Source organism: Agrobacterium sp. 20P9.1.2, from assembly GCF_057799395.1.
In genome coordinates this window covers 632595-658532 of the sequence record NZ_JBYOKI010000003.1, presented here as the reverse complement: position 1 = coordinate 658532, position 25938 = coordinate 632595, and the positions used below count along the sequence as shown (strand labels likewise).

The window sequence follows — 25938 nt, the reverse complement described above, 5'->3', positions numbered from 1 at the left end:
GCGCTCGGTCTAAGCACATTGCCAACTTGTAGTAGCCGTGATTCATTCAGTGGAGCAAATCGTGTGAGCCATAACCATGACCAACTTGTAGGCTTCATCTGGAATATTGCGAATAAGCTGCGTGGCCCTTATCGCCCGCCTCAGTACCGGCGGGTGATGCTACCAATGATCGTGCTGCGCCGTATGGACTGTGTCCTTGCTCCCACACGGAACAAAGTGCGTGCGCAATATGAAAAATTGATAGCGCAAGGGCACAGCGAAGAAGCAATCCATAAGATCCTCGGTAAGACCGCGACCGAAGAGCGCGATCAGCCACTTTACAATACCAGCAAGTACGACTTTGAAAGCCTGCTTGGAGAACCAGACCAGATTGCGCGTAATCTGATCACCTACATTGATAGTTTTTCACCAAAGGCGAAGGACATCTTTGACAAGTTTGGCTTCGATCAGGAGGTTGAAAAACTGGATAACGCCAACCGGTTGTTCCTGATCGTACAGGAGTTTGCAAAGCCGGAAGTTGACCTGCACCCAGACACGATCAGCAATCTGCAGATGGGCTACATATTTGAAGAGCTCGTACGCAAGTTCAACGAGCAAGCCAACGAAGAAGCGGGGGACCACTTTACACCGCGTGAAGTCATTCAGCTAATGGCGCACCTGATGTATACTAAGGACGAAGACGTCTACACGCCCGGCATTGCACGAACGATCTACGACCCGACCTGTGGAACAGGGGGAATGCTATCGGTATCGGAAGAGTACATCCGCGAGCAGAACCCTCAGGCGAACCTGATCCTTTACGGCCAAGAGTACAATGCTGAATCCTATGCGATATGCTGCTCCGATTTGCTTATCAAGGATGAGCCCATCGACAACATCCATTTCGGTGATACGCTCGGCGATGGCAGGACTGAAGACGGCCATGCGGATAAGCAATTTCACTACATGATGGCCAACCCGCCCTTTGGCGTGGAATGGAAAACCCAGCAGTCTATTGTTCAGAAGGAGGCCGACGCGCTCGGCTTCTCGGGCCGCTTTGGCGCAGGCACGCCACGTATAAATGACGGGGCGCTATTGTTCCTTCAAACCATGATCAGCAAGATGCGCCCGAGCCCTAAAGAAGGCGGAGATGGCTCCAAGATCGCCATCGTCTTCAACGGTTCGCCCCTGTTCACGGGTGACGCTGGATCGGGCGAAAGCAACATCCGTCGCTGGATCATCGAAAATGACTGGCTCGACGCAATCATCGCGCTGCCAGATCAGATATTCTACAACACCGGTATTTTAACTTACATCTGGATTGTCACCAACCGCAAACGTTCAGACCGGCGCGGCAAGGTGCAACTGATTGACGGTACCAAGCATTTCCAGAAGATGCGCAAGAGCCTTGGCAACAAGCGCAACGAGCTGTCTAACGATCACATCGACGAGATTACCCGCCTCTATGCTGAGTTTAAACATGACGATACGTCGCGTGTGATCATCGACGGCAAAACAAAAGAGAAAATCTGCTCCAAGATATTCGAAAATCGTGACTTTGGTTATCTCAAGATCACCGTTGAGCGACCCCTGAAGTTAAACTTCCAAGCGACCGCCAAGCGTATCGCGCGGCTGGCAGGCGAGATGGCCTTTGCCAAACTGGCCGAAAGCAAGAAGCGCAAGGACAGCGCCGCAATCGCGGCGGAAGAAGAGGCAGGCAAGGCGCTGCAAGCCCAAATTGTCGCGGTGTTGGAAAACATGCCAGACGTACTGGTCAAGAACCGGGATGAATTCACCAAGATGCTAAATTTTGCCTTCAAAAAGGCAGGAATCAAGCTCGAAGCGCCGATCCGCAAGGCAATTCTCAGCGCACTGTCGGAACGGGATGAGACCGCCGACATTTGTGCTGACGCCAAGGGCAACCCCGAGCCGGATACCGAGCTGCGCGATACTGAACTGGTGCCGCTGCCAAAGGATATCGAACTGCCGATGCTAAACGCAGGTAAAGGTGAGCTGACAGACGATCAGCTGCCTGCCATTGTACACGATCATGTCGAGGTCTACCTAGCCGCAGAGGTGCATCCGCATGTGTCTGATGCTTGGGTCGATCACAAGAAAACCAAGATGGGTTATGAAATTCCGCTCAACCGGCATTTCTATGTCTATGAGCCGCCGCGTGCCTTGGAGAAGATCGAAAAAGACATCAAGGATGTCACCCGTGAAATCATGGAAATGCTTAAGGGGATCACCGCATGAGCTACGACCCTTATTCGGCATACAAGGACAGTGGCGTTCCATGGCTTGGGCAGGTGCCTAAGGGATGGGAAACGAGCAGGGTCGACTTTCAATGTACAGTCAAAGCGCGTCTTGGGTGGAAGGGTTTAACTGCGTCTGAATATGTCGATGAAGGCTACGTCTTCCTCGCCACGCCAAATATCAAGGGCAACAAGATTGACTATGAGAATGTGAATTACATCAATGAGCAACGATATCTAGAATCGCCGGAGATAATGATCGAGCCAGGAGACGTCTTGCTTGCGAAAGACGGATCAACTCTGGGAACGACAAATTATGTACGTGCGCTGCCCAGACCTGCGACGGTAAACAGCTCGATTGCCATTGTTCGGCCACGAAGAAACAATGTCGACGGCGCTTTTCTTTATCGTTGGATCGAATCAGACGTCATTCAATCAAAAATACAACAGATGAAAGATGGACAAGGCGTACCCCACTTGTTTCAATCAGATATTCGCAAGTTTCCTCTGCCACTTCCCCCTATCGAAGAACAAACCGCTATCGCGGATTTCTTGGATGAGAAGACAGCAGAGATTGATGATTTGATCGCCAAGAAAGAAGAGCTTGTGCGCCTTCTTGCCGAACAACGCACCGCTCTGATCGCCCACGCTGTCACCAAAGGCCTCAACCCCAACGCCCCCATGAAACCCAGCGGCATCGACTGGCTTGATGAGATGCCTCCATATTGGGTGAACCCGAGAGTTCAGCACATAGTTCAACTACGGAGCGGTGAAGCCATTACCTCAGAGAGAATTGCCGACGCGGGTGACTTTCCAGTGTATGGCGGCAACGGGTTTCGCGGGTATACCGACAGATATACTCACAAAGGCGATTTCGTCTTGGTAGGGAGGCAAGGCGCTCTGTGCGGAAACATCAATTATGCCTCGGGCAAGTTTTGGGCCTCTGAACATGCATTGGTAGCCAACCCATTGCGCGAATTCGACGTCGATTGGATGGGTGAGCTTTTGCGAGCCATGAACTTGAACCAATATTCAGTTTCTGCTGCTCAGCCGGGTTTGTCCGTCGACAACATCGCAAAACTCCGCATCCCGCTGCCGCCAATTGAGGAACAAAGCGAAATTGCTGCATACATTAAGCAAGAGACATTGAAAATTTCCAACATCGAAAAGGCCGTAGAAAAGGCTATCAAGAAGCTTCGAAAGTACCGAACCGCCCTGATCACCAATGCTGTCACTGGAAAGTTCAAGGTCGCGTAGCCATGCCAATCAATGCAGATGGCTATCTGTCCCACCTCAAGACATTCTTGGACATCCGCGAGACCAGCGGCAAAGGCAACGTCCCTCACTATGGCCAGCTTTGTAAGGCCAAGGAGCGTGAGAATCTTGCCGCAAACGAAATCCTGCTAGCCGATACGGATGAGACCACCAAGGAACGATTGAAAGCAAAGCTGAGGTTTTCAGGCCGTGTTCTTGGCCTGCGTCTTGATGCCTGCAAGAATCCGCTTTTCCATTTCCTCGATGACAATGGCAAACGCCCTTGGATGCGTAAATGCGACTTTGTCCTGTTTCAGGCGTATGAAAACCGGCTGAAGGCCTATTGCATCGAGTTCAAGAAAGCGCGGACGTTCATTCCGGCCTCTGACGTCATGCTTCAGCTGCATGCAGGTGAAGCGTGGTGCTACACGCTGCACAAACTGATCGCGGCCTATTCCAACAAGGACGCGCAGCTTGAGGTGTCCAAATACGTTTTCACAGATTGCCAAAACCCCGGTCCTGATCTGGATCCCGAGGGCAAATACCTAAAAGACTACCCTGATATTCGTCATTACCTCTTCAGTGACATCGATGAATTGGCGCTCGAAGATTTGGAAAACGACACGCAAAAAATTATCGTATAGATTGTGGGTTATGAGCAAGCACACTGAAAACCGCTTTGAAGATGCCATCACTGAAAGCCTGACCACCGCTGGCGGATATGCCTTGGGTGATCCAGATGGCTTTGACGCCGAGCGTGGACTGTTCCCTGATGATGTTATCGCTTTCGTGGAGGCGACGCAGGTCAAACGCTGGGCCAGCTTGCAGGAGTTCCACGGCGACCGAGCCAGGGCCACGCTGCTGGACTCGCTCTGTAAGGAACTGTCGGCCAAGGGCTCGCTGCATGTTCTGCGCCACGGGTTTAAGTGCTTTGGCAAGACTTGGAAGCTGGCTTATTTCGCCCCTGCTTCAGGTATGAACCCTGATGCGCTCGCAGATTATGCTGCCAACCGTCTCACGGCCACACGGCAAGTTCATTACGACCCTAAGCAAAAGAGCCTCTCCCTCGATCTGGTGCTAGCGGTCAATGGCCTACCTATCGTAACGATGGAGTTGAAAAACCAGATGTCTGGTCAGGCGGTTGAGCGCGCCAAGAGCCAGTACAAAAAGGACCGAGACCCGAATTGCCCAATCTTCCGCTTTAAGGAACGGACACTGGTGCATTTCGCAGTCGACACCGATCTCGCCTATATGACAACGCGGCTGAACGGGCCGAAGACTTTCTTTTTGCCTTTTAATAAGGGGCATGGCCACGGTGCAGGCAATCCACCAAACCGAGATAACTATCGAACAGCCTATCTGTGGGAGGAGGTTCTGACCAAGGATAGCCTGATGGATATCCTTGCGCGGTTCCTGCACCTTGAAGTCAAGGAAACAAAGGTCGTAACGGAGCGTGGCATCAAAAGCCACCGCAGGGAATCCCTGATCTTTCCGCGGTATCATCAACTGGATGCCGTGCGAAAGATTGTGGCTGATGCCAAGAAGAAAGGACCGAGCCACAACTATTTGATCCAGCACTCTGCCGGGTCCGGCAAGTCCAACTCCATCGCTTGGTTGGCACATCGCCTGTCGAGCTTGCACGATGAACATGACCAGAAGGTGTTCAATACCGTTGTTGTCGTCACCGACCGTCGTGTTTTGGACCAGCAATTGCAGGACACAATCTATCAGTTTGAACACAAGCAGGGCGTGGTCGAAAAAATCGACGAGAACACTCGGCAGCTGGCCAGGGCCCTTTCTGGTGGCGTGTCAATCGTCATTACAACAATTCAGAAGTTTCCCTTTATTGCCAAGGCGTTGGATACGCTTGAGAATAAAGGTGAAGGCGTACAGATCGACACGACCGGCAAGACCTATGCTGTGATCGTGGATGAGGCGCACAGCTCACAAAGCGGGGAAACCGCAATGGAGCTGCGCAAGGTGCTGAACCGCGAGGGGATCGCGGCAGCGATTGCTGAGCAGATCATTGATGACGATGAGGAGCAAAACCTTTCCGACGAGGCAAAGGAAGCGTTGTTTCAGGAGATGCTCAAGCGTCCACGCCAGAAGAACATCAGCTTCTTCGCGTTCACTGCAACGCCCAAGTTCAAAACGCTAGCAGTTTTCAACGAGCCTGGAGCCAATGGCCGCCCACCATTTCATCATTACTCCATGAAGCAGGCCATTGAGGAAGGCTTCATCATGGACGTGCTTAAGAACTACACGACCTACAAGGCCTATTACGGTCTGATCAAGTCAATCGATGATGACCCGGAAGTGCCGCGCAAACAAGCGGCCAAACAGCTTGCACGTTTCATGGGGTTGCATCCACATAACATTGCGCAAAAGGTGGAAGTGATTATTGAGCACTTTCGCCATCACACCCGGCACAAGATTGGTGGTCGTGCCAAGGCGATGGTGGTAACCAGCTCTCGCTTGCATGCCGTGCGCTACAAATTGGCGTTCGACAAATATGTTCGAGAGCATGGCTACCGAGATATCAAAGCGCTGGTCGCCTTCTCTGGGAGCGTCAAAGACCCAGACTTTCCGGACAAGGAATATACCGAAGTCGGGATGAACAACGGGATTAAAGAAACCGAACTACCGGAAAAGTTTGGTACTGAAGAGTATCAGGTTCTATTAGTCGCTGACAAATACCAGACAGGCTTCGACCAACCCCTTCTGCATACGATGTATGTAGACAAACGCTTGTCCGGAATACAGGCTGTACAAACGTTGTCACGCTTGAACCGCCGCACCGCGGGAAAAGAAGATACGTTCGTGCTCGACTTCGTGAACGAGCGCAGCGAGATATTTCAGTCCTTTAAAGACTATTACGAGACGACGGACGCAGGTGAAATACCCGACGCGCATCAGTTGTACGAGCTACAGCACAGCATCGAAGAATGGCGTGTGTTCAGCATCGATGAGGTCGATCAAGTCTGTGAGATTTGGTTCAAGAACAGGAAAGAGCCTACCCGATCAGATCACCGTAGCATGAATGCAATCATCGATCTGGCAGTTGAGCGCTTCACCACACTGGAGGAGAATGACCAAGAGTTGTTGCGCGGAAAGCTCAGCAGCTTCCGCAATCTATATGCATTTCTCTCGCAAATCGTTCCCTACCAGGATTCCGAGCAGGAAAAGCTCTACACGTATCTGCGCTTGCTGATCCCCAAACTACCCAAGAGAGCTGAAGATAACCCCTTCCAGCTGAGTGATGAGGTCGAGCTTCAATTCTATCGACTTCAGAAGATCAGCGAAGGCTCAATCGACCTATCAGAGGGCGATGCCGCGCCGCTCAAGGGGCCTACTGAAGTAGGAACCGGAGCATCCAAAGACGAAGCGGTTCAACTCAGCCTGCTCGTGGACCGGCTTAACGAGCGCTTTGGGACCGACTTCAATAAGGCCGACGAGTTGTTTTTTGATCAAGTTGTCGAGGTCGCCACCGGCAAGCAGCGACTTCAAGACGCTGCGCGCGCAAACACACTCGACAACTTCGCGTTAGTCTTTAATTCAATGCTAGAGAGCATGTTTATCGAGCGCATGGATGGCAACGAAGAGATATTTGCCAAACTGATCAACGATGACGGCTTTAGACAAGCTGCTGCGAACGGGCTTGTTAAGCGGGTCTATGACACAATTATTGAACGCAATAAGCAATCAGACGACCCTGACGATGGCTCCGATACCGATGATCCCGGTCCCATGATTAACAACGAAGGATGAAACCTTGGCGGACGATCTAGACCAAAAATACCAAGAGAGACTGGAGCAGAAGGCAACGGTAACGGGTCGCCTGAGCGAGACAACCCGATTTGTTGGGTTCGGTATCATCGCTTGGGTGTTCGCGGTTCAGTCATCAGATGCAGCGTTTTCGAAATCATACGTTGAACAATACGAGGTGTGGCTGAACAGCGCAGGTATATTGGCTCTTCTGTCGATTGCTTGTGACTATTTTCAGTACCTTTGCGCCTACATGTCGGTGAAACATGCGCTAACTCGAAGAGATAAAGGCTACAAATACGACCGAAATCACGCATCTTATTTGTTACAGAACATATGCTTCGTCACCAAGCAAATAGCGGTAGGGCTCGGAGCAGTCACCGTGATTATTACCTTCGCTCTGCATGTGATTTTGCACTGAAAGTTGAGCCACTACGACACCCCCGCAACTAGTTGCTTACTCATTGGTAGCCTGTTAAGTGGGACACAAAAGGGGGACATTGTGTCCCCCTATCCATCCAAGCAAGCCCGGTTTCTAAGGGTTTTGAACGATGGTGGGCGCTCTCTCCGGGCCCACCATTTTCATCTCTCCGCCGTATCCGGCACGACCTTATGGCCTAAAGATATCTCGGTACCTTTGCTTCCAGCACTGTAATCAGCGCAGGGTCCATGGACGTGTAGTTATCTGGAATGTCGAGGCATATCAGCCTTTTACCTTTTAAAGCAGCGCGGTATTTGCTCTGTATTTTTGTGCGGTGGATTTTTTCCATCACGAATATGATGTCGGCCCAGGCGATCTGCTCGCTGGAGAGCGGGTTTTCGGCATCATTGTTGGTACCGGCAGAAGAGACTTCGATTCGAGGCCAGTTTGCGAAGACTTGTTCGGCGGTAGGGCTGCGCAGCTTGTTCTGGCTGCAGACAAACAGGATGTTCTTCATGCAGCTAACCTTTCAAGATGCTCACGGTTGTAATTGTGCCTATCCCAGCTGAATTTGAGATCTGTTATGATACCAATTCCACTCGAGAAATCCGTGACATGCCGATAAGTTTGGTTATGATCTTAAGTTGTATAAAGAGGATAATCCATGAGCGTTACGGTTGATAGCTCCGAGTCCAGCAAAAGCAGCATATTTGTCGTTCTTGGACAGGTGGTTTTGATTTCGGTTGTGGCCATGATTGGCTGGAATATTGCGATGCCGGGGCTCGATCCTGCTTTCATGGAAGCGCAATCGAGGAATGGTCTTCCCTCTCAGCTCTCGATTCTAGCGTTGGGGGTGGGCTCTATTCTGACGGCGTTTGCGCTGGGGCAGATCGTTCGCCTCTTTGTTCCGCGTCTGGAAAACAGCGTAGCGCTGGTCGTGGTTGAGGATATCCTCGCACTGGTTCTGGCCGTGTCGCAGGCTTCCGGCATTGCGCAGATGGTATCGACCATGGGTTTTCTGGCCGATGCCGGTTCCTTTGGCGTGGCGGTCATCATCGCGTCGCTGGTCGGCGGTGTGGCCGTACTTCTTTTCTTGTCGCGGTTCGTCGTTCTGCCAAGTCTCGTCGCCGGTTTCTGGATTTTGTGGCTTCTGCCCGCGCTGATGACGCTGCCATCTCAGCTGTCTTCGTCTTTTGAAATGTTGCGAGTTGGCGCTGTCGGCGGCTCGCAGTTTCTGTTGGCAATTGGCATCATTGCTGTCGCGGTCGGCCTGGTGGTCTTTGCCATACGTGCCGTGCTGAGCAATCAGGATAAGAAGGCGGCTACGGGTTCGATACGCTGGATGAATGTGGTCGTTTGGCCTCCCTTGCTTGCGGCAACTGCCAGCAGCTATGTCCTGATGCCGCTGGCCTTTCTGGCGCCGGATTCGCTGCCGGACGCACAGTGGCTGAGGGTTTATGTTTTCGCCGTGACGGCCGTCTTGATTCCCGTTTTCGTTTTTGGCTACCGCCGTTTCTTCGCGAATAGGGGCGTGATCTTACCCCTGACCACAATGCTGATTCTTGCTGCGGTTCAGATCGTTCTGGTGGTTGGCGGAGCCTTTGCAACCGAGCAGATCATGTTGCCACTTCCCTTTAGCGGCACGACCCTGCTGGTCCTGGTCGCCGTGATCTATGCCCTCATTGACGCGCTACGCGCACCCTCGACGCATTAGTCAGGGTGCCACAAGGCCCGCAACGGGCAGGCGTATTCACCGCCAGTCCCGCCCGACCTAAACGTTTTCCCCATCTCATTTCTCACAAATCGCAATAAGTCTTGACGGGAAATTAACCTCGTCTACTATATGTAGTGTTCTAGGTTCCTTCGAGTCGCAAGACTTGTGAGGCTAAGATGGGAATACGGTGCGTTCATGATGAGCGTTCAAAAGCCGTAGCTGCCCCCGCAACTGTAAGTGGTGAGTGTCTGTTCCAAAATGCCACTGGGTCATGTCGATCCGGGAAGGTGGGATAGATACGTTGATCCGCGAGCCAGGAGACCTGCCTAGAGCGATTACGTCAACGGGCGGGGTGTCCGGGAGCTATTACGGTCTGTTGCGGCATGGAGCCGCGCGTGTCGTGTTCCCGAATGTCCTGCATGAGCTGCTTCGGGGTGAAGTCCATGTCCAGTTTGTTTTTCTTGTTCAGTGCCTTTTTGCGAAGGTGTTCAACCCTCGTGTGACTGTTTGCGGGTGGCGTAAGCCGTTCCCGATAGTCTGCGTCTGTCGGATGACGTCGCATCTTCTGTGAGGTGCGGTGCCAGTCGGCCTGTGTTCGCTTTCATTGCCATGTCGCCCACGCGCTTCGTCCGGTTGCGCGTTCGCTCTCGCTTGTCCAATCCCAAGAGGAAATCATGACCATTACTGTCTACAGCAAACCCGCCTGCGTCCAATGCACTGCCACAACCCGCGCGCTGGACCGTCAGGGCATCGATTACAGGATCGTCGATGTCTCCGAAGATGCTGATGCCTATGCGCTGGTGCAGGGGCTGGGCTACCGCCAGGTGCCTGTGGTTATTGCCGGTGAGCAGCACTGGGCAGGCTTCCGCCCGGATATGATCGGCGCTCTAGCCTAAGCCTATAGCCGCTGCGCTCCAGAAAAGCGTGCGGCGTTTCAGCCAGCCGGGGATGTGATGGGCCTTATCGTTTATTATTCCAGCCGTTCGGAAAATACCCATCGCTTTGTCGAAAAGCTGGGCGTGCGGGCTTTGCGTCTGCCGCTTTCGGCAGATGAAGAGGCGCCCGAGGTGGACGGGCCTTATGTGCTGCTGACGCCCACCTATGGCGGCGGCGGGCTAAAGGGGGCGGTGCCCAAGCCCGTCATTCATTTTCTCAACAGAGTTGCCAACCGCAGTCTCATCCGTGGCGTCATCGCCGCGGGTAACACGAATTTCGGCGCGGCCTTCGCCTCGGCGGGAGACATCGTATCGCGCAAATGCGCGGTGCCGTTTCTCTATCGCTTCGAGCTTCTGGGCACGCCCGAAGATGTCGCCAATGTCAAACATGGATTGGAACGATTTTGGATACGTTGACCACCATTTCCCCCAAGCCCTCGCAGGGTCATGCGGTGAAATCCACTGAACCGACGCTGGATTACCACGCGCTGAACGCCATGCTGAACCTCTACGATGAGGACGGGCACATTCAGTTTGAAAAGGACCGCATGGCGGCCCGGCAGTATTTTCTGCAACATGTGAACCAGAACACGGTGTTCTTTCACAATCTGCGGGAAAAGCTCGATTATCTGGTCAGTGAGGGGTATTACGAGCAACAGGTGCTCGATCAGTATTCTTTCAACTTCGTGCGTGATCTGTTCGATTATGCCTATGCGAAGAAGTTCCGCTTCCCGACTTTTCTCGGAGCGTTCAAATACTACACCAGCTATACGCTGAAAACCTTTGACGGAAAACGTTATCTGGAGCGCTACGAAGATCGCATCTGCATGGTGGCGTTTACGCTGGCGCAGGGCAATGAGCAGCTGGCGCGCGATCTGGTAGACGAGATCATTTCCGGGCGTTTCCAGCCCGCGACGCCGACCTTCCTCAATGCGGGCAAGAAGCAGCGCGGCGAACTCGTGTCGTGCTTCCTGCTGCGGGTGGAAGACAATATGGAATCCATCTCGCGTGGCATCAATTCTGCCTTGCAGCTCTCCAAGCGCGGCGGCGGGGTGGCGCTGTCGCTCACCAATATTCGTGAGGCTGGTGCGCCGATCAAGCAGATCGAAAACCAGTCTTCCGGCATTATCCCGGTCATGAAGCTGCTGGAAGATGCGTTTTCCTATGCCAACCAGCTGGGTGCGCGGCAGGGGGCAGGGGCGGTCTATCTCAACGCCCACCACCCGGATATCATGCGTTTTCTGGATACCAAGCGCGAGAATGCGGATGAGAAAATCCGCATCAAGACATTGTCGCTTGGCGTCGTCATTCCCGATATCACCTTCGAACTGGCGAAGAACAACGAGGATATGTACCTCTTTTCGCCTTACGATATCGAACGCGTCTATGGCGTGCCATTCACCGAAATTTCCGTCACGGAAAAGTACCGCGAGATGGTGGCCGACAGCCGCATTCACAAGAAGAAGATCAAAGCCCGTGATTTCTTCCAGGTGATTGCGGAGATACAGTTCGAAAGCGGTTATCCCTACATCATGTTCGAAGACACGGTGAACCGGGCCAACCCGATTGCCGGACGTATTTCCATGAGCAATCTATGCTCGGAAATCCTGCAGGTCAGCGAAGCCAGCACCTACAATGAAGACCTGTCCTATGACCAGATGGGCAAGGACATCTCCTGCAATCTCGGTTCGCTGAACATCGCCTCCACCATGGATTCGCAGGATTTTGGCAAGACCATCGAAACCTCCATCCGCGCGCTGACTGCGGTCTCTGACATGAGCCACATTTCCTCCGTTCCCTCGGTGGAAAAGGGCAATGACGACAGCCACGCCATTGGGCTTGGCCAGATGAACCTGCACGGCTATCTGGCGCGGGAGCGGATTTATTACGGCTCGGATGAAGGTGTCGATTTCACCAATATCTATTTCTACACAGTCGCCTATCACGCCATTCGCGCGTCGAACCGGCTGGCCGTGGAGCGTGGCCAGAGCTTCAAGGGCTTCGAGAATTCCAAATATGCGTCCGGCGACTATTTCGAGAAATATGTGACGCAGGAATGGAAGCCTGCAACGGCACGCGTGGCGGAGCTGTTCGAGAAGGCGGGCATCGCCATTCCGACGCAGGATGACTGGAAGGCATTGAAGCAAGCGGTGATGGAGGGCGGGCTTTATAACCAGAACCTTCAGGCCGTGCCGCCAACGGGCTCCATTTCCTACATCAATCACTCGACCTCTTCGATCCATCCCATTGTTTCGAAAATCGAAATCCGCAAGGAAGGCAAGATCGGCCGCGTCTATTATCCCGCTGCTTATCTCAGCAACGATAATCTGGACTATTATCAGGATGCCTATGAGATCGGGCCTGAAAAGATCATCGATACCTATGCCGCCGCCACGCAGCATGTGGATCAGGGCCTGTCGCTGACTTTGTTCTTCCGCGATACCGCCACGACGCGCGATATCAACCGCGCCCAGATCTATGCGTGGAAAAAGGGCATCAAGACCATCTACTACATCCGCCTTCGCCAGATGGCCCTGTCCGGCACGGAAGTGCAGGGCTGCGTTTCCTGCACACTGTGATGATGAGAACGACGATATGAATATGCAAATCAAGCCGGCCAAAAGTGTTCGCGCCATCAACTGGAACCGCATGGAAGACGACAAGGACCTGGAGGTCTGGAACCGTCTGACATCGAATTTCTGGCTGCCGGAAAAGGTGCCGCTGTCCAACGATATCCAGTCCTGGGCTACGCTGAAGCCGGAAGAGCAGCAGCTGACCATCCGCGTTTTCACCGGGTTGACACTGCTCGATACGATCCAGAACGGTGTCGGCGCCATCAGGCTCATGGCGGATGCGACGACGCAGCATGAGGAGGCGGTGCTGTCCAACATCTCCTTTATGGAGGCCGTGCATGCGCGCTCCTATTCCTCCATCTTCTCCACGCTCTGCTCGACGCCCGATGTGGACGATGCCTATCGCTGGTCGGAGGAAAATGAGTTCTTGCAGCGCAAATCCGCGCTCATCATGCGTGAATATGATAGCGGCGATCCGTTGAAGAAGAAGATCGCCAGCGTCTTTCTCGAAAGCTTCCTGTTCTATTCCGGCTTCTACCTGCCGATGTTCTGGTCCAGCCGGGCCCGACTCACCAACACCGCCGATCTCATCCGCCTCATCATTCGCGACGAAGCCGTGCATGGTTATTACATCGGCTACAAGTTCCAGCGCGCGCTGGAGCATCTGGACGAGACCCGCAAACAGGAGATCAAGGCTTTCGCCTTCGATCTGCTGCTGGAGCTTTACGACAATGAGGCGAAATACACCGAAGCGCTGTATGACGGCGTCGGGCTGACCGAAGACGTCAAGAAATTCCTGCATTACAATGCCAACAAGGCGCTGATGAACCTCGGTTACGAGGCGCTTTTCCCGGCAGAAGCCTGCAAGGTAAACCCGGCCATTTTGTCTGCCCTATCCCCCAATGCAGACGAAAACCACGACTTCTTCTCCGGCTCCGGCTCGTCCTATGTTATCGGCAAGGCGGTTGCCACGGAGGATGACGATTGGGATTTCTGATGCGTGTCAGGCGCGTGGCGGCGGGTAAATTCGTCAAGTTCCATAGGCGCTTAACGTGTAAGTGATTGCCTGTTCGCCTTGACATGGTGGTGGGTGGACATAGAGTCAGTGGATGATAGAGCGGTAGGTGACCATAGGCGTCAGCGCGCTTGGCTTACCCCCCTCTGTCCTGCCGGACATCTCCCCCTCAAGGGGGGAGATCGAACTGCGGCAAGCTTTTCGCCCATCTCAAACCTTGCGGATAGAGCGGCGAGAGGCCGTCTTGCTGATCTCCCCCCTTGAGGGGGAGATGTCCGGCAGGACAGAGGGGGGTAAGCCACACACGCTGACGCGCCTTATGACATTTCGCTCACTGCTGGGGAGGCATTCATTGACACATCACGCAAGTAACGACGCGGCCGGGGCCAATTCATGATTGTTGGCATTGTACTGACCGCAGCCTTGCTGCTGTTTCTGATCGCCTATCCGAAGCACCTGAAGCCCGTCGTCATCGGTCTGGCCGTCGTCTGGGCGGCCACGGCGGCGTGGGTGTTGTTCGATTGGCTGCGCACGGGCGAAAGGGTGGAGGCGATAATCGCCACGGCGTCGTTCGATCCGTCCTGCACGGAGGCCAGCGCGCCCATTCGCATCACCTTTCAAAACACCAACAACGTTCCGGTGCGGCGGCTGACCTATACGCTGGAAGGTTTCGAAGCGGCGTTCCGCGCTTCCGTTTCCTTCGATCCCTATCAGGTCAGCGAGCGCCGGCTGGAGGCGCATGAGAGCTATGCCGCATGCCGCCCGTTCCGCCTGCGCAACAATGAAAATGTCGATCCGAAGAATCTCGAATGGCGAGTCACCATCAATTCGGCGGAGTTCGAATAGCGCGTTGACGATGCTGTAGCGGATTTTCTCACGATTTTTTGAAGCCGAATATCGGTGTCGGAAAATCTGCTAATAAGAGCCAGCCCGTAACACTTGTAGCGTGACTACGGCTGCGCCGCGTTAACCCGCCCAGACCGGCCTGCAACCTTTAGGGGCTTGTATGTGACTGGCGGCGATGCCATCTGCCGGGCAATTCTTGAATTGCTCCAGAAGGTCTGCATTTTGGTTTCCCTGTCCAAGGTTTTGAAAATAGCCGTGCTTTGCTTCGTCGCGGTTCCCGCATCGGTCGGTGCACATATGGGCATCAACCAGCTGACCGGAAACTTCCATGAAGTGCTGCCGGGAGAACTCTACCGCTCGGCTCAGCCAAGCGGTGCGGATGTGGCGAAATACGCGCAGCAATTCGGCATCAAGACCATCATCAATTTGCGCGATGAGAACCCGAAAGGGTGGTACGACGACGAGAAATCCGCGGCCAATGCCAATGGCGTCAGCCTCATCGATTTCCCGCTGAGTTCCAGCAAGGAATTGCCGCAGGCCCGCGCCGAAGAACTGGTGCGCATCATGAAGGATGCGCCGAAGCCCATCCTCATCCACTGCGAACACGGCGCCAACCGCACCGGGCTCGCCTCGGCTATCTATGTCGGCGCGGTTGCCAAAAAGAGCGAAAGCGCTGCCGAGTTTCAGCTGTCTCCCTATTACGGCCACGTGCCGATCAAGGGCGTCGGTCGTTATGAGATGTATCAGTCCTGGGACGATTTCGAGGAAACGCTAGGGTTTTGACGCAGGGCTGAACCACGACTTTCGTCATCAACTCTGTTGCGCTAAGTCGTCTCTGAGCCTTGCGTTTATGGTTATGATGATTTTGCGCATGGTTGCGGCGATGGCGACGATTGGCGGTTTTCCGCTTTCGATGAGGCGTTTGTAGAAGGGGGCAAATTGTCCCTTTCCCTGGGCGGCGCACATTGCCGGCATGAACAGAGCGGTTTTGACCTGAGGTCTTCCGCCGCGCTGTCGTCGCCGGCCCTTGGCGTTTCCGCTTTCACTGGGATGTGGAGCGGTTCCTGCCAGGGCTGCGGCCTGGCGGCGATGCAAGGAGCCGAGCTCAGGCATCTGGGCAACAAGGCTTACGGCGCTGATTGTGCCAACGCCGCTCACCGTTGTGCAAATCCTGATGCGCCGGGCAAGATTGATGCTTCTGGCGACGAGCGCAGCGATTTGGATGTCGAGCATGTCTATCTGGCGCTTGATGGTGGCGAGCATGGCTTTGAACGAGGCGGCCACGGCCTTGGCACCCGGCGCACCCGCTCTGTTCTGCTCGGCGACTTTGAATGCCACAAGATCGGCCCGGCGCCGCACAAGCGCCTGTAATTCAACCTCATCGGGGTCTGGCGCGTGCCATAACGCCAGTCTTGCCCATCGCTCATAGCCATAGGCGGCCATGTGTGTCGCGTCGATAGCATCGCTTTTGCCCAAAGTTCCGAGAGAACGGATATAGGCTTTGAGCTTCATCACATCGGCACGATGGCAGGCGATGCCGGTCTTGAGGCACGCCTCCAGAAGCATGAGTTCGTAGCCACCGGTCTGCTCGCATATGATGAAGTCGGGCTGCATCGCCTTGCGCAGCTTACGGATGCCGCAGCGATCGTTGGCAAAGGTGATGATGCGTTTCCCATCGCTGACAACAAGATTGTCCTTGGCGACATCGACGCCGAGGCAACGAAGGGGTGGTGTGTGCAAAAAGTCCATAGGTCTGCTATCCTTTGCAGGCTTCGGATTGTTTGCGGGCGTGGCAATCAGCGGCCCAATCAACTCTCCAAGCGGTGAAGCAAAGGCGGCAGGGAACCTTGATGACGTGGGGTGTTGTCCCAATCCTCGGACGGTCGCCTGCTGCCGGGACTGCGCGCTGTGAAGGGCGCGCAGTCCCGCACCGACAATAGCTTGATAGCAGCAAACAATCCTCGGCCTTGTGCCGAGGATCTAATCACATTGAACGTTGGGATTCGTTAAACCCTCGGGACAAGCCCGAGGGTGACGGCGGAGAGGCTGGCTCCCCTGCCAATCTCACATGTTCTTTAAAACCGCCCGCCCTTATCCGAAATCACCTTCGTCAAGCTGCCATCCGCTGGAAATAGCGGGATAAGGCAGGCTTGCAGCGCGTGGTAAATATCACCCTTGCCGGGGAAGATTGTGTTGGCGGGTACCAGATTTTCCGTCAGCTCCTCAAGCCAGCCGCCATTCTGATGGTCGAGGAAGCTGGTGGCGATGGTGCTCCAGATGCGGCGATAGCTGTCTTCGTAGAATTCGTCGGTGGGCAGATGCTCGTTGAGGAAGTGGGCCGCACCGGCGGCCTCGCACATCGGCCACCAGAGCTTCTCGCGCTTGGCGGGCACATTGTCCCAGCCCAGCGTATAGAAGAAGCCGCCTTTTTCGCGGTCCCAGCCCAGCGACATGGATTGCACGAAGAGCGATTTCGCCGCTGTCGGCATCCACTCATGCTTGCGGTCTCCTAGCACCCAGAGCTGAAGGATGAGGCGTGCCCATTCCAGCCAGTGGCCGGGGGTGGAGCCGGAGGGGCGGAACATTTCGTTGCCGCGATAATCCTTGTCCAGCACCCAGTTCTCGTCGAAATGCTCAGGCACGCGGAAATCGAGGGCACCGGCCGCACGGCGGATGACGAGGTCGGCGATGCGCTCGGCCTTGGTCAGATAGGTCTTGTCGCCCGTTGCCTCAAACGCCGCCATCAGCGCTTCGGTCAGGTGCATGTTGGAGTTCTGGCCGCGATAATTCTCGATGGGAGACCAGTCGCGATAGAATTCTTCATTGATGGCGCCGTGTTTCTGTTCCCAGAATTTCGTGTCGAGAATCTCGGTAATGTCCGCCAGCATCTGGTCTGCCAGCGGATGGCCCACGGCCTTCGCCGAGGAGGCGGCAAGCAGCACGAAGGCATGGCCATAACCCTGCTTGCTGGCATCGACAGGGCCGTTCTCATCCACCTGCCAGAAGTAGCCACCATGCTCCGTATCGCGGTGGTGGTTCCACAAATAAGTCATGCCGTGGTCGATGACATCGCCGCAGCCGGGGCGGCCCAGCAGATGGCCTATGGAGAAGCAATGAACCATGCGCGCCGACATGTGAATGCCGCGAACCGGATTGTCGGGCTGCAACGGCGCGCCCTGCCGGTCGAGATCGAAAAAGCCACCCTTGGGATTGATGGCGCGGTACTGGAAGAAGTCGAACAGACCCTCGGCCTGCTTGACCAGCCATTGCCGGTGCCAGGGCAGGGTGCTCCAATTGGTTTTCGCGTGTTCCGCCTCGGTCATCATTTCCTCCTCGTGATATGCCTGTTGCGATTGTCTATATCTTTAGGACGTAACAGTGTCATCCATAACGGAAATTTCGTACCCTTGAGGTAGAACGCAATCGTATCGCTGTGAATCGGCCATATATTGACATAAAGATATCTTTATGTGACTGAGATGTTGCAAATCAGCAAGAGAATGAGGAGTGTGCCGATGTTGGATGATCTGTTTGGTCCTGTAGGGGGCAAAAGAGACGGCGCGGAAATCCTGAAGGCGCTGCGTCAGGCGGCACAGGAGCGTATCCTTGTTCTCGATGGTGCCATGGGCACGCAGATCCAGGGGCTTGGTTTCAATGAAGACCATTTCCGTGGTGATCGCTTCATCGGCTGCGCCTGTCACCAGCAGGGCAACAATGACCTTCTGATTCTGACCCAGCCTGATGCTATCGAGGAAATCCATTATCGCTACGCCATGGCGGGTGCAGATATTCTCGAAACCAACACGTTTTCCTCCACGCGCATTGCGCAGGCGGATTACGAGATGGAAGGTGCCGTCTATGACATGAACCGCGAAGGCGCGTTCATCGTGCGCCGTGCCGCCCAGCGCGCGGAGCGTGAAGACGGACGCCGCCGTTTCGTGGCCGGTGCCATTGGCCCCACCAACCGCACTGCATCCATTTCGCCGGATGTCAACAATCCGGGCTACCGCGCCGTCAGCTTCGATGATCTGCGCATTGCCTATGGCGAGCAGATCGACGGCCTGATCGATGGCGGTGCCGACCTCATTCTGATCGAAACCATTTTCGACACGCTGAACGCCAAGGCCGCGATCTTTGCCTGCGAAGAGCGCTTCGCCGCCAAGGGCATTCATCTGCCGGTGATGATCTCGGGCACGATCACCGATCTGTCCGGCCGCACCCTGTCCGGCCAGACGCCGTCCGCCTTCTGGAATTCCGTTCGCCACGCTAACCCCTTCACCATCGGCCTGAACTGCGCGCTGGGTGCCAGCGCGATGCGTCCGCATTTGCAGGAATTGTCGGAAGTGGCCGACACTTTCATCTGCGCTTACCCGAATGCAGGCCTACCAAACGAATTTGGCCAGTATGACGAAACGCCCGAAATGATGGCGGCACAGGTCGAGGAATTCGCCCGCGAAGGCCTCGTCAACGTGGTCGGCGGCTGCTGCGGTTCGACGCCGGAGCATATCCGCGCGATCTCGGAAGCCGTTGCCAAATATCCGCCGCGCAAGGTGCCGGAACACCGCTCCTTCATGTCGCTGTCGGGCCTTGAGCCCTTCGTGCTGACCAAGGACATTCCCTTCGTCAACGTGGGTGAGCGCACCAACGTCACCGGCTCTGCCAAGTTCCGCAAGCTCATCACCGCTGGTGATTATACCGCCGCTCTCGCTGTCGCCCGTGATCAGGTGGAAAACGGCGCGCAGATCATCGACATCAACATGGATGAAGGGCTGATCGACAGCCAGAAGGCCATGGTCGAGTTCCTCAACCTCATCGCCGCCGAGCCGGATATCGCCCGCGTGCCTGTCATGATCGACAGCTCCAAGTGGGAGATCATCGAGGCTGGCCTGAAATGCGTTCAGGGCAAATCCATCGTCAACTCCATCTCGCTGAAGGAAGGCGAGGAGAAGTTTCTGGAGCAGGCGCGTCTGGTGCGCCATTACGGTGCCGCCGTCGTCGTCATGGCGTTCGATGAGGTAGGGCAGGCCGACACCTACGAGCGCAAGGTGGAGATTTGCACCCGCGCCTACAAGCTCCTGACCGAAAAAGCGGGCATTCTGCCAGAAGATATCATCTTCGATCCCAACGTCTTTGCCGTCGCCACCGGTATCGAGGAACACAACAATTACGGCGTCGATTTCATCAACGCCACCCGCACCATTCGCGAAACCATGCCGCTGGTGCATATTTCCGGCGGTGTTTCCAACCTGTCCTTCTCCTTCCGTGGCAACGAGCCGGTGCGCGAAGCCATGCACGCCGTGTTCCTCTACCATGCCATTCAGGTCGGCATGGATATGGGTATCGTCAATGCCGGGCAGCTGGCAGTTTACGAAAGCATCGACCCGGAACTGCGCGAGGCCTGCGAAGACGTGGTGCTGAACCGCCGCGCTGATGGCACCGAACGGCTGCTGGAAGTGGCTGAAAAGTTCCGTGGCGGTCCGGGCCGCGAAGCCAAGGTGCAGGATCTGGCCTGGCGTGAATGGCCGGTGGAAAAACGTCTGGAACATGCACTCGTCAACGGCATTACCGATTACATCGATGCCGATACGGAAGAGGCGCGCCAGAGTGCTGCCCGTCCGCTGCATGTCATCGAGGGTCCGCTGATGGCAGGCATGAATGTGGTCGGCGATCTATTCGGTTCGGGCAAGATGTTCCTGCCGCAGGTGGTCAAATCCGCCCGCGTCATGAAGCAGGCTGTCGCCGTTCTTCTGCCGTACATGGAAGAAGAGAAGCGCCTCAATGGCGGCGATCAGCGCAAGGCCGCCGGCAAGGTGCTAATGGCGACCGTGAAGGGTGATGTGCACGATATCGGCAAGAACATTGTCGGCGTCGTTCTCGCCTGCAACAATTACGAGATCATCGATCTCGGCGTCATGGTGCCCGCCACCAAGATTCTGGAAACGGCGATTGCCGAGAAGGTCGATGTCATCGGCCTATCCGGCCTCATCACGCCGTCGCTGGATGAAATGGTGCATGTGGCCGCTGAAATGGAGCGTCAGGGTTTCGACATTCCGCTGCTCATCGGTGGTGCCACGACCAGCCGCGTCCATACGGCGGTCAAAATCCATCCGCGTTATGAAAAAGGTCAGGCGATCTACGTGACCGATGCCTCACGCGCAGTGGGTGTGGTGTCAGCGCTGCTGTCGGAAGATCAGAAGCCCGCCTATATCGATGGTATCCGCGCTGAATATGCCAAGGTGGCCGAAGCTCACGCTCGCAACGAGCGGGAAAAGCTGCGCCTGCCTTTGTCGCGCGCTCGCGCCAATGCCCACAAGGTGGACTGGACGGCCTACCAGCCGGTCAAACCGCAGTTCCTGGGCACCAAGACCTTCGAGGCCTATGATCTGGAAGAGCTGGCAAAATACATCGACTGGACGCCTTTCTTCCAAACATGGGAAATGAAGGGACGTTACCCCGCCATTCTCCAGGACGAGAAACAGGGCGAGGCGGCGCGGCAACTGTTTGCGGATGCGCAGGCCACGTTGAAGCAGATCATCGACGAGCAGTGGTTCCGCCCGCGCGCCGTCATAGGCTTCTGGCCTGCCAATGCGGTGGGCGACGATATCCGCCTGTTTACGGATGAAAGCCGTAAGGAAGACCTCGCCACCTTCTTCACGCTTCGCCAGCAGCTGTCCAAGCGCGATGGCCGTCCCAATGTGGCGCTGTCTGATTTCGTCATGCCGCAGGACACCGGCGTCACCGATTATGTCGGCGGCTTTGTTGTCACGGCGGGCATCGAGGAAGTGGCGATTGCCGAACGCTTCGAGCGGGCCAATGACGATTACTCCTCCATCCTCGTCAAAGCACTGGCCGACCGTTTCGCCGAAGCCTTTGCCGAACGCATGCATGAGCGTGTGCGCAAGGAGTTCTGGGGCTATGCGGCTGACGAAAGCTTCGGCCCTGACGATCTGATCGGTGAGGCCTATGCTGGCATTCGTCCAGCCCCGGGCTACCCGGCTCAGCCCGACCACACCGAAAAGGAAACCCTGTTCCGCCTGCTGGATGCGACGGAAGAAACGGGCGTGGTGCTGACCGAAAGCTATGCCATGTGGCCCGGCTCGTCCGTATCAGGCATCTACATCGGTCACCCGGAAAGCTACTATTTCGGCGTCGCCAAGGTGGAACGCGATCAGGTGCAGGACTATGCCCAGCGCAAGGGCATGGCGGTTGAAGAAGTCGAGCGCTGGCTCGGCCCTGTCCTCAACTATGTGCCGACCGAGGCCGAAAAAGAGGTGGAGACCGCCGCCTGATAATTCGCTTCAGGGGATTGTGGGCCTGATTCCGAAGTCGGCTCTTAAGCATTGATTTGACACAGAAAAAGCGCGGATCGTTCCGCGCTTTTTGCTGTTTTGGCGCTAAGTATTGCCGTGAGTTTCCGCCAGAAGGCACAATTGTTGATAACGCCTTTATATAATATTAGACTATTTGAATGTATTCAAAGGTTGTGACTTCCATTGGTGTCCTCATTGGAGATTAACGTGCAGCAGCTTTCTTCTCTCTTGCTGGTCTTCATCACCCTCACGATCCTCAGCGCCCATGTCGTGACCGGTGCCGCAAGCGATGGCAAATGGGGCGAGGGCGTCGGCGCCCTCATCATCGGCCCGCTCGTCTTCTTCTTCGTGGCCCACACCGTACTCTATCTCGGCGCCCGTCTGGTGCGTGGCAGGGATGGGGTTGCGTCTTACACGGCCAGCAAGATCAATCGAATTTCAGCGCTGATGACGATTTTGGCGGTTATGGCCGCAGCCTGACGTGAGCATAGCCGCCGGGACGATGCCGATTGATTAGTCGTCCAGAAACTTGGTAGGGCGGTCGAGGAAGCGGCGCAGAAACTGGATATTGTCCAGCTCGTCGTAAAGCTTCTCTGTAATGCCACCCTCGCTGAAGGAGTAGATCGTTGCTTCCGGTATCGCCAGCAACACCGGCGAATGGGTCGCGATAATCAACTGCGCACCACTATCGGCGGCCTGCTGGATGATGGTGGCAAGCGTCAGTTGCTTCAGCGGTGAAAGAGGACTTTCCGGTTCATCGAGGAAATAGAGACCCGCGCCGTGCAGCCTCTCCTCTAAAATATCCAGAAATCCTTCGCCATGGGAGCGCTGCTCGAGAGGGTTGTTTCTAACGATGTTGCCGAAGGTATCGGGTGTTTCCTCGGGGAGGGAGTCGCCTTCCTGTAACGCTTTGTCCCTATAATACCTGAAGTCATCGAGCTTTTCCTCGTTCAGGCGGCGCACATATCCCAGCACATCCTCGGATCGCATGAACATGCGCACCTTGGGATATTTCTTTCTGGCAAAGTAAAGTGCACCCGCCAGCTTTTCCGCATGTTGAAGATAAATGTCGCCCGCCACCTGGCCATGTGTGCCAATGGAATAGGCCTTCATGCCAGCCGCAATCGCTTCCAGCAGGGTGGATTTGCCGGAGCCATTATCTCCGGCAAAGAAGGTGATTGGCGTCTTTTTTTCAAGCCGCTCAAGGCCTTTGAGGGCCGGAACGGAGAAGGGGTATTCCGCGGCGTTATCGAAAGCGTCTTTTGCGGTGATGCTGTCGAGATAGAGCATGCGGTTTCCTGTTTGTTGGGCCTCACTCAAACCGGTCGATGATGCTGATGCCGCTATCCTTGAAACTGTTCATTTCGGGCAGGGCGGTCACTGCGTCGGAGAGCGAGATGTGTTTGCCGATCAGCTTTTCCGGCATCAGCTTGCCCGACCTGATCATCGCCAGCATATCATCATAACGCCAGGCCTGCATGCCGTGGCTGCCATAGATTTCCAGCTCATGGGCAATGACGCGCGCCATCGGAATTTGCGGCATGGAATGATCGGCCAGCATAAGCCCCACCTGCACATGCCGACCGCGACGGCGCAGGTTGGTGATGGAGTTGCAGCAGGTTTGCGGGTGGCCCAGCGCATCGACCGAGACATGCGCGCCGCCGCCGGTGATGTCGCGCACCGCTTCGGCCACGTCAGCCACCTCGCGGCTGTTGATCGTGGCGGTCGCGCCCAGCTGTTTCGCCAGCGCCAGCTTGTCTTCGGCAATGTCGATGGCGACCACCTGTGCGCCGAGCCCGGCACCGATCATGATGGCGGAAAGGCCCACGCCGCCGCAGCCATGCACCGCCAGCCACTCGCCACCTTTCAGTCGACCCTGATCGACAACAGCGCGGAACGAGGTGGCGAAGCGGCAGCCGAGGCTGGCGGCGGTAGCGAACGCCATCTCATCGGGCATATGGACGAGGTTCTGGTCGGCGTAGTCGATGGCGACATATTCGGCATAGGAACCCCAATGGGTAAAGCCCGGCTGGAACTGCGTTTCGCAAACCTGCTGGTTGCCAGAACGGCATTCCTGGCAGTGGCCGCAGCCGGAGACGAACGGCACCGTCACGCGGTCACCGACCTTGAAGCGCATGACGTTTTTGCCGACTGCGGAAATCACGCCCGCAAACTCGTGCCCGGGCACATGCGGCAGGCGGATGTCGCTGTCATGGCCCATCCAGCCATGCCAGTCGCTGCGGCAAAGGCCGGTGGCCTTTACAGCAATCACCACGCCGCCCGGCGTCGGCTCCGGGTCCGGCAGGTTGGCGATGAGTGGTGCTTCACCGAAGCGTTCGTAGAACAATGCGCGCATGCGTTTTCTCCTGAGGTGACCTTGTCTAGCCCGATCTCCCAGTCAGAAACAGTGCGTCAGTCTGCTACAATCATCAAATCTTCTGATGCGAGTTTCAACGTTACCCGTTCACCGATGGCCGGTGGTGTCTCTCCTGATACCGTCGTCACTATACCGTTGGAGTGACAATCGGAATCTCTTTTTGAGAAGATGTTCTTTGCTTGGCGCGTTGAAATACATTGGGTGACAGCGCGTGTGGCTTACCCCCCTCTGCCCTGCCGGGCATCTCCCCCTCAAGGGGGGAGATCGGCAAGGCGCATGCTCGCCGCTCTATTTCGCAGCCTTCAAGATGGGCAAGAGGTCGCAACACGTCGATCTCCCCACCTGAGGGGGAGATGTCCGGCAGGACAGAGGGGGGTGAGCCACACCCGCTGCCATCCATTGCGGTGAAAGACGTGCAGACCGCCCTGCGCTGTCAGTCTGCCACAATCATCAAATCTTCTGATGCAAATTTCAGCGTGATCCGCTCACCGATGGCGGGCGGTGTCTTGCCGGGATCGTTGAACATATCGAATGACAGCGTCGCTCCGCCCACATCCATGCGTGTGCGGATAACCGAGCCGAGGAAGTGGCTGGAGGTCACGGTGCCGGAAATTGCGACATCGCCGACATTGGCTTCACCCAGAGAACCGGCCTCGGGCCGCAATGCCACAGTGACCTTCTCGCCATTGCCTTTGCCCAGCGGCTTTTTCAGCGAAACCTGCTGATCACCGATCAGGATCGTGCTGGTCGATGCATCCACAACGGTGGCGTCGATGAGGTTCAACGTACCCACGAAGGATGCGACGAAACGCGTGGCGGGCTTGTTATAAATGTCGAAGGGCGATCCGATCTGGTCGGCGCGTCCGGCATTCATCACCACGATGCGGTCGGATATCGTAAGCGCCTCTTCCTGATCGTGGGTGACGAAAATGGTGGTGATGCCGAGCTTGCGCTGAATACTGCGGATTTCTTCGCGCAGCGAGACGCGGATTTTGGCGTCGAGCGCAGACAGCGGTTCATCCAGCAACAGAACCTGCGGCTTGGGAGCGAGCGCGCGCGCCAGCGCCACGCGCTGCTGCTGCCCGCCGGACATCTGGTAGGGGTAACGGTCGGCCAAGTGATCCAGATGGATCAGCGCCAGCATTTCCTTCACCCGCGCATCGATTTCCGCCTTGGGCTTGCCAGCAATTTTCAGACCGAAGGCAACGTTTTCGTAGACGTTCATGTTGGGAAACAGCGCATAGGCCTGAAACACCATGCCGATGTTGCGCTGGTTCGGTTTCAGCGTCGTCTGGTCCTTGCCCTTGACGACGATGCTGCCAGCACTCGGCGTCTCGAAACCGGCAATCATCCGCAGGATGGTGGTTTTGCCGCAACCTGATGGTCCGAGGAAGGAAACGAATTCTCCCTGCTCGATCGCCATGTTGAAATCATGGACGACCTGAACCTGACCGAAGGATTTTTTGATGTTCTGAAGTGTCAAAAAGCTCATAA

The 25938-nt window shown here is 55.7% G+C and carries 20 protein-coding genes and 1 riboswitch; of the genes, 14 read left to right on the top strand and 6 right to left on the bottom strand.

All coding sequences use genetic code 11. The features are described from left to right. Positions 1-63 precede the first annotated feature (63 nt). The 5 genes from AC27VJ_RS12495 to AC27VJ_RS12475 are packed head-to-tail and all read left to right on the top strand — an operon-like array spanning position 64 to position 7674. Positions 64-2235: a type I restriction-modification system subunit M gene (locus AC27VJ_RS12495; protein WP_488684289.1), complete on the top strand. Its 2172-nt coding sequence runs from the start codon at positions 64-66 to the stop codon at positions 2233-2235. Then, complete coding sequence (locus tag AC27VJ_RS12490) at positions 2232-3491, top strand: restriction endonuclease subunit S (RefSeq protein ID WP_488684288.1); 1260 nt, start codon at positions 2232-2234, stop codon at positions 3489-3491. Before AC27VJ_RS12495 ends, AC27VJ_RS12490 begins: the two co-directional genes overlap by 4 nt. Before the next feature lie 2 nt (positions 3492-3493). Next, a complete protein-coding gene (locus AC27VJ_RS12485; protein ID WP_488684287.1) occupies positions 3494-4132 on the top strand; it encodes a hypothetical protein in 639 nt (212 codons plus the stop codon). A gap of 10 nt (positions 4133-4142) precedes the next feature. Further along, positions 4143-7256 (top strand): type I restriction endonuclease subunit R, encoded by a 3114-nt coding sequence (locus AC27VJ_RS12480; protein ID WP_488684286.1) that lies wholly within the window; start codon positions 4143-4145, stop codon positions 7254-7256. A 4-nt stretch (positions 7257-7260) separates the two neighbouring features. After that, entirely contained in the window at positions 7261-7674 is a 414-nt protein-coding gene (locus tag AC27VJ_RS12475) for a hypothetical protein (RefSeq protein WP_488684285.1), read from the top strand. Positions 7675-7870: 196 nt separating this feature from the next. Here the strand turns inward: AC27VJ_RS12475 and AC27VJ_RS12470 are convergent, their stop codons facing one another. Further along, positions 7871-8191, bottom strand: coding sequence for a low molecular weight protein tyrosine phosphatase family protein (locus AC27VJ_RS12470; RefSeq protein ID WP_488684284.1), 321 nt, complete (start codon positions 8189-8191; stop codon positions 7871-7873). 147 nt (positions 8192-8338) lie between these two features. On the opposite strand from AC27VJ_RS12470, the gene AC27VJ_RS12465 reads away from it, so the two are divergent. The 7 genes from AC27VJ_RS12465 to AC27VJ_RS12435 all read left to right on the top strand — a co-directional run bounded on the left by AC27VJ_RS12465 (position 8339) and on the right by AC27VJ_RS12435 (position 15540). Further along, on the top strand, positions 8339-9388 hold the full coding sequence (locus tag AC27VJ_RS12465) for a hypothetical protein (RefSeq protein ID WP_488684283.1): 1050 nt from the start codon (positions 8339-8341) through the stop codon (positions 9386-9388). 124 nt (positions 9389-9512) lie between these two features. Then, a riboswitch (cobalamin riboswitch) is annotated at positions 9513-9732 on the top strand. A gap of 330 nt (positions 9733-10062) precedes the next feature. Next, positions 10063-10284, top strand: a complete 222-nt coding sequence (nrdH, locus tag AC27VJ_RS12460) for a glutaredoxin-like protein NrdH (RefSeq protein WP_353578021.1) — start codon at positions 10063-10065, stop codon at positions 10282-10284. A 57-nt stretch (positions 10285-10341) separates the two neighbouring features. Then, positions 10342-10740, top strand: coding sequence for a class Ib ribonucleoside-diphosphate reductase assembly flavoprotein NrdI (gene nrdI / locus AC27VJ_RS12455; protein WP_488684282.1), 399 nt, complete (start codon positions 10342-10344; stop codon positions 10738-10740). Continuing rightward, positions 10728-12902, top strand: a complete 2175-nt coding sequence (nrdE, locus tag AC27VJ_RS12450) for a class 1b ribonucleoside-diphosphate reductase subunit alpha (RefSeq protein WP_488684281.1) — start codon at positions 10728-10730, stop codon at positions 12900-12902. Before nrdI ends, nrdE begins: the two co-directional genes overlap by 13 nt. Before the next feature lie 16 nt (positions 12903-12918). Next, positions 12919-13893 carry a class 1b ribonucleoside-diphosphate reductase subunit beta gene (gene nrdF, locus AC27VJ_RS12445; RefSeq protein WP_488684280.1) on the top strand — a complete coding sequence of 325 codons (975 nt, stop codon included), beginning with the start codon at positions 12919-12921 and terminating at the stop codon, positions 13891-13893. A gap of 411 nt (positions 13894-14304) precedes the next feature. Then, positions 14305-14757, top strand: coding sequence for a hypothetical protein (locus tag AC27VJ_RS12440; protein WP_488684279.1), 453 nt, complete (start codon positions 14305-14307; stop codon positions 14755-14757). A 297-nt stretch (positions 14758-15054) separates the two neighbouring features. Next, entirely contained in the window at positions 15055-15540 is a 486-nt protein-coding gene (locus AC27VJ_RS12435) for a dual specificity protein phosphatase family protein (protein WP_488684346.1), read from the top strand. Between the two features lie 27 nt (positions 15541-15567). Here AC27VJ_RS12435 and AC27VJ_RS12430 read toward each other — a convergent pair whose 3' ends face one another. After that, on the bottom strand, positions 15568-16506 hold the full coding sequence (locus tag AC27VJ_RS12430) for an IS110 family transposase (protein WP_488684278.1): 939 nt from the start codon (positions 16504-16506) through the stop codon (positions 15568-15570). 326 nt (positions 16507-16832) lie between these two features. After that, the gene (locus tag AC27VJ_RS12425) at positions 16833-18080 is read right to left on the bottom strand and encodes an AGE family epimerase/isomerase (protein WP_488684277.1); all 1248 of its coding nucleotides are present in this window, start codon (positions 18078-18080) and stop codon (positions 16833-16835) included. A gap of 192 nt (positions 18081-18272) precedes the next feature. Between AC27VJ_RS12425 and metH the strand changes: the two genes are divergently transcribed. Then, positions 18273-22046: a methionine synthase gene (gene metH, locus AC27VJ_RS12420; protein WP_488684276.1), complete on the top strand. Its 3774-nt coding sequence runs from the start codon at positions 18273-18275 to the stop codon at positions 22044-22046. Between the two features lie 228 nt (positions 22047-22274). Then, positions 22275-22547 carry a hypothetical protein gene (locus AC27VJ_RS12415; RefSeq protein ID WP_113087561.1) on the top strand — a complete coding sequence of 91 codons (273 nt, stop codon included), beginning with the start codon at positions 22275-22277 and terminating at the stop codon, positions 22545-22547. A 33-nt stretch (positions 22548-22580) separates the two neighbouring features. Here AC27VJ_RS12415 and AC27VJ_RS12410 read toward each other — a convergent pair whose 3' ends face one another. The 3 genes from AC27VJ_RS12410 to AC27VJ_RS12400 all read right to left on the bottom strand — a co-directional run bounded on the left by AC27VJ_RS12410 (position 22581) and on the right by AC27VJ_RS12400 (position 25936). Then, on the bottom strand, positions 22581-23357 hold the full coding sequence (locus AC27VJ_RS12410; RefSeq protein ID WP_488684274.1) for an AAA family ATPase: 777 nt from the start codon (positions 23355-23357) through the stop codon (positions 22581-22583). Between the two features lie 22 nt (positions 23358-23379). Beyond that, a complete protein-coding gene (locus tag AC27VJ_RS12405; RefSeq protein ID WP_488684273.1) occupies positions 23380-24423 on the bottom strand; it encodes a zinc-dependent alcohol dehydrogenase family protein in 1044 nt (347 codons plus the stop codon). Between the two features lie 454 nt (positions 24424-24877). Beyond that, the gene (locus AC27VJ_RS12400; RefSeq protein ID WP_488684271.1) at positions 24878-25936 is read right to left on the bottom strand and encodes an ABC transporter ATP-binding protein; all 1059 of its coding nucleotides are present in this window, start codon (positions 25934-25936) and stop codon (positions 24878-24880) included. Positions 25937-25938 lie beyond the last annotated feature (2 nt).

Excerpts from the sequence above, each read along its gene's own strand:
- AC27VJ_RS12435 (WP_488684346.1), top strand. The coding sequence starts at position 15,055 with ATGGGCATCAACCAGCTGACCGGAAACTTCCATGAAGTGCTGCCGGGA.
- AC27VJ_RS12470 (WP_488684284.1), bottom strand. The coding sequence starts at position 8,191 with ATGAAGAACATCCTGTTTGTCTGCAGCCAGAACAAGCTGCGCAGCCCT.
- AC27VJ_RS12465 (WP_488684283.1), top strand. The coding sequence starts at position 8,339 with ATGAGCGTTACGGTTGATAGCTCCGAGTCCAGCAAAAGCAGCATATTT.
- nrdH (WP_353578021.1), top strand. The coding sequence starts at position 10,063 with ATGACCATTACTGTCTACAGCAAACCCGCCTGCGTCCAATGCACTGCC.
- AC27VJ_RS12480 (WP_488684286.1), top strand. The coding sequence starts at position 4,143 with ATGAGCAAGCACACTGAAAACCGCTTTGAAGATGCCATCACTGAAAGC.
- AC27VJ_RS12400 (WP_488684271.1), bottom strand. The coding sequence starts at position 25,936 with ATGAGCTTTTTGACACTTCAGAACATCAAAAAATCCTTCGGTCAGGTT.
- nrdI (WP_488684282.1), top strand. The coding sequence starts at position 10,342 with ATGGGCCTTATCGTTTATTATTCCAGCCGTTCGGAAAATACCCATCGC.
- AC27VJ_RS12430 (WP_488684278.1), bottom strand. The coding sequence starts at position 16,506 with ATGGACTTTTTGCACACACCACCCCTTCGTTGCCTCGGCGTCGATGTC.
- AC27VJ_RS12410 (WP_488684274.1), bottom strand. The coding sequence starts at position 23,357 with ATGCTCTATCTCGACAGCATCACCGCAAAAGACGCTTTCGATAACGCC.
- nrdF (WP_488684280.1), top strand. The coding sequence starts at position 12,919 with ATGAATATGCAAATCAAGCCGGCCAAAAGTGTTCGCGCCATCAACTGG.
- AC27VJ_RS12405 (WP_488684273.1), bottom strand. The coding sequence starts at position 24,423 with ATGCGCGCATTGTTCTACGAACGCTTCGGTGAAGCACCACTCATCGCC.
- AC27VJ_RS12440 (WP_488684279.1), top strand. The coding sequence starts at position 14,305 with ATGATTGTTGGCATTGTACTGACCGCAGCCTTGCTGCTGTTTCTGATC.
- metH (WP_488684276.1), top strand. The coding sequence starts at position 18,273 with ATGTTGGATGATCTGTTTGGTCCTGTAGGGGGCAAAAGAGACGGCGCG.
- AC27VJ_RS12485 (WP_488684287.1), top strand. The coding sequence starts at position 3,494 with ATGCCAATCAATGCAGATGGCTATCTGTCCCACCTCAAGACATTCTTG.
- AC27VJ_RS12490 (WP_488684288.1), top strand. The coding sequence starts at position 2,232 with ATGAGCTACGACCCTTATTCGGCATACAAGGACAGTGGCGTTCCATGG.
- AC27VJ_RS12425 (WP_488684277.1), bottom strand. The coding sequence starts at position 18,080 with ATGACCGAGGCGGAACACGCGAAAACCAATTGGAGCACCCTGCCCTGG.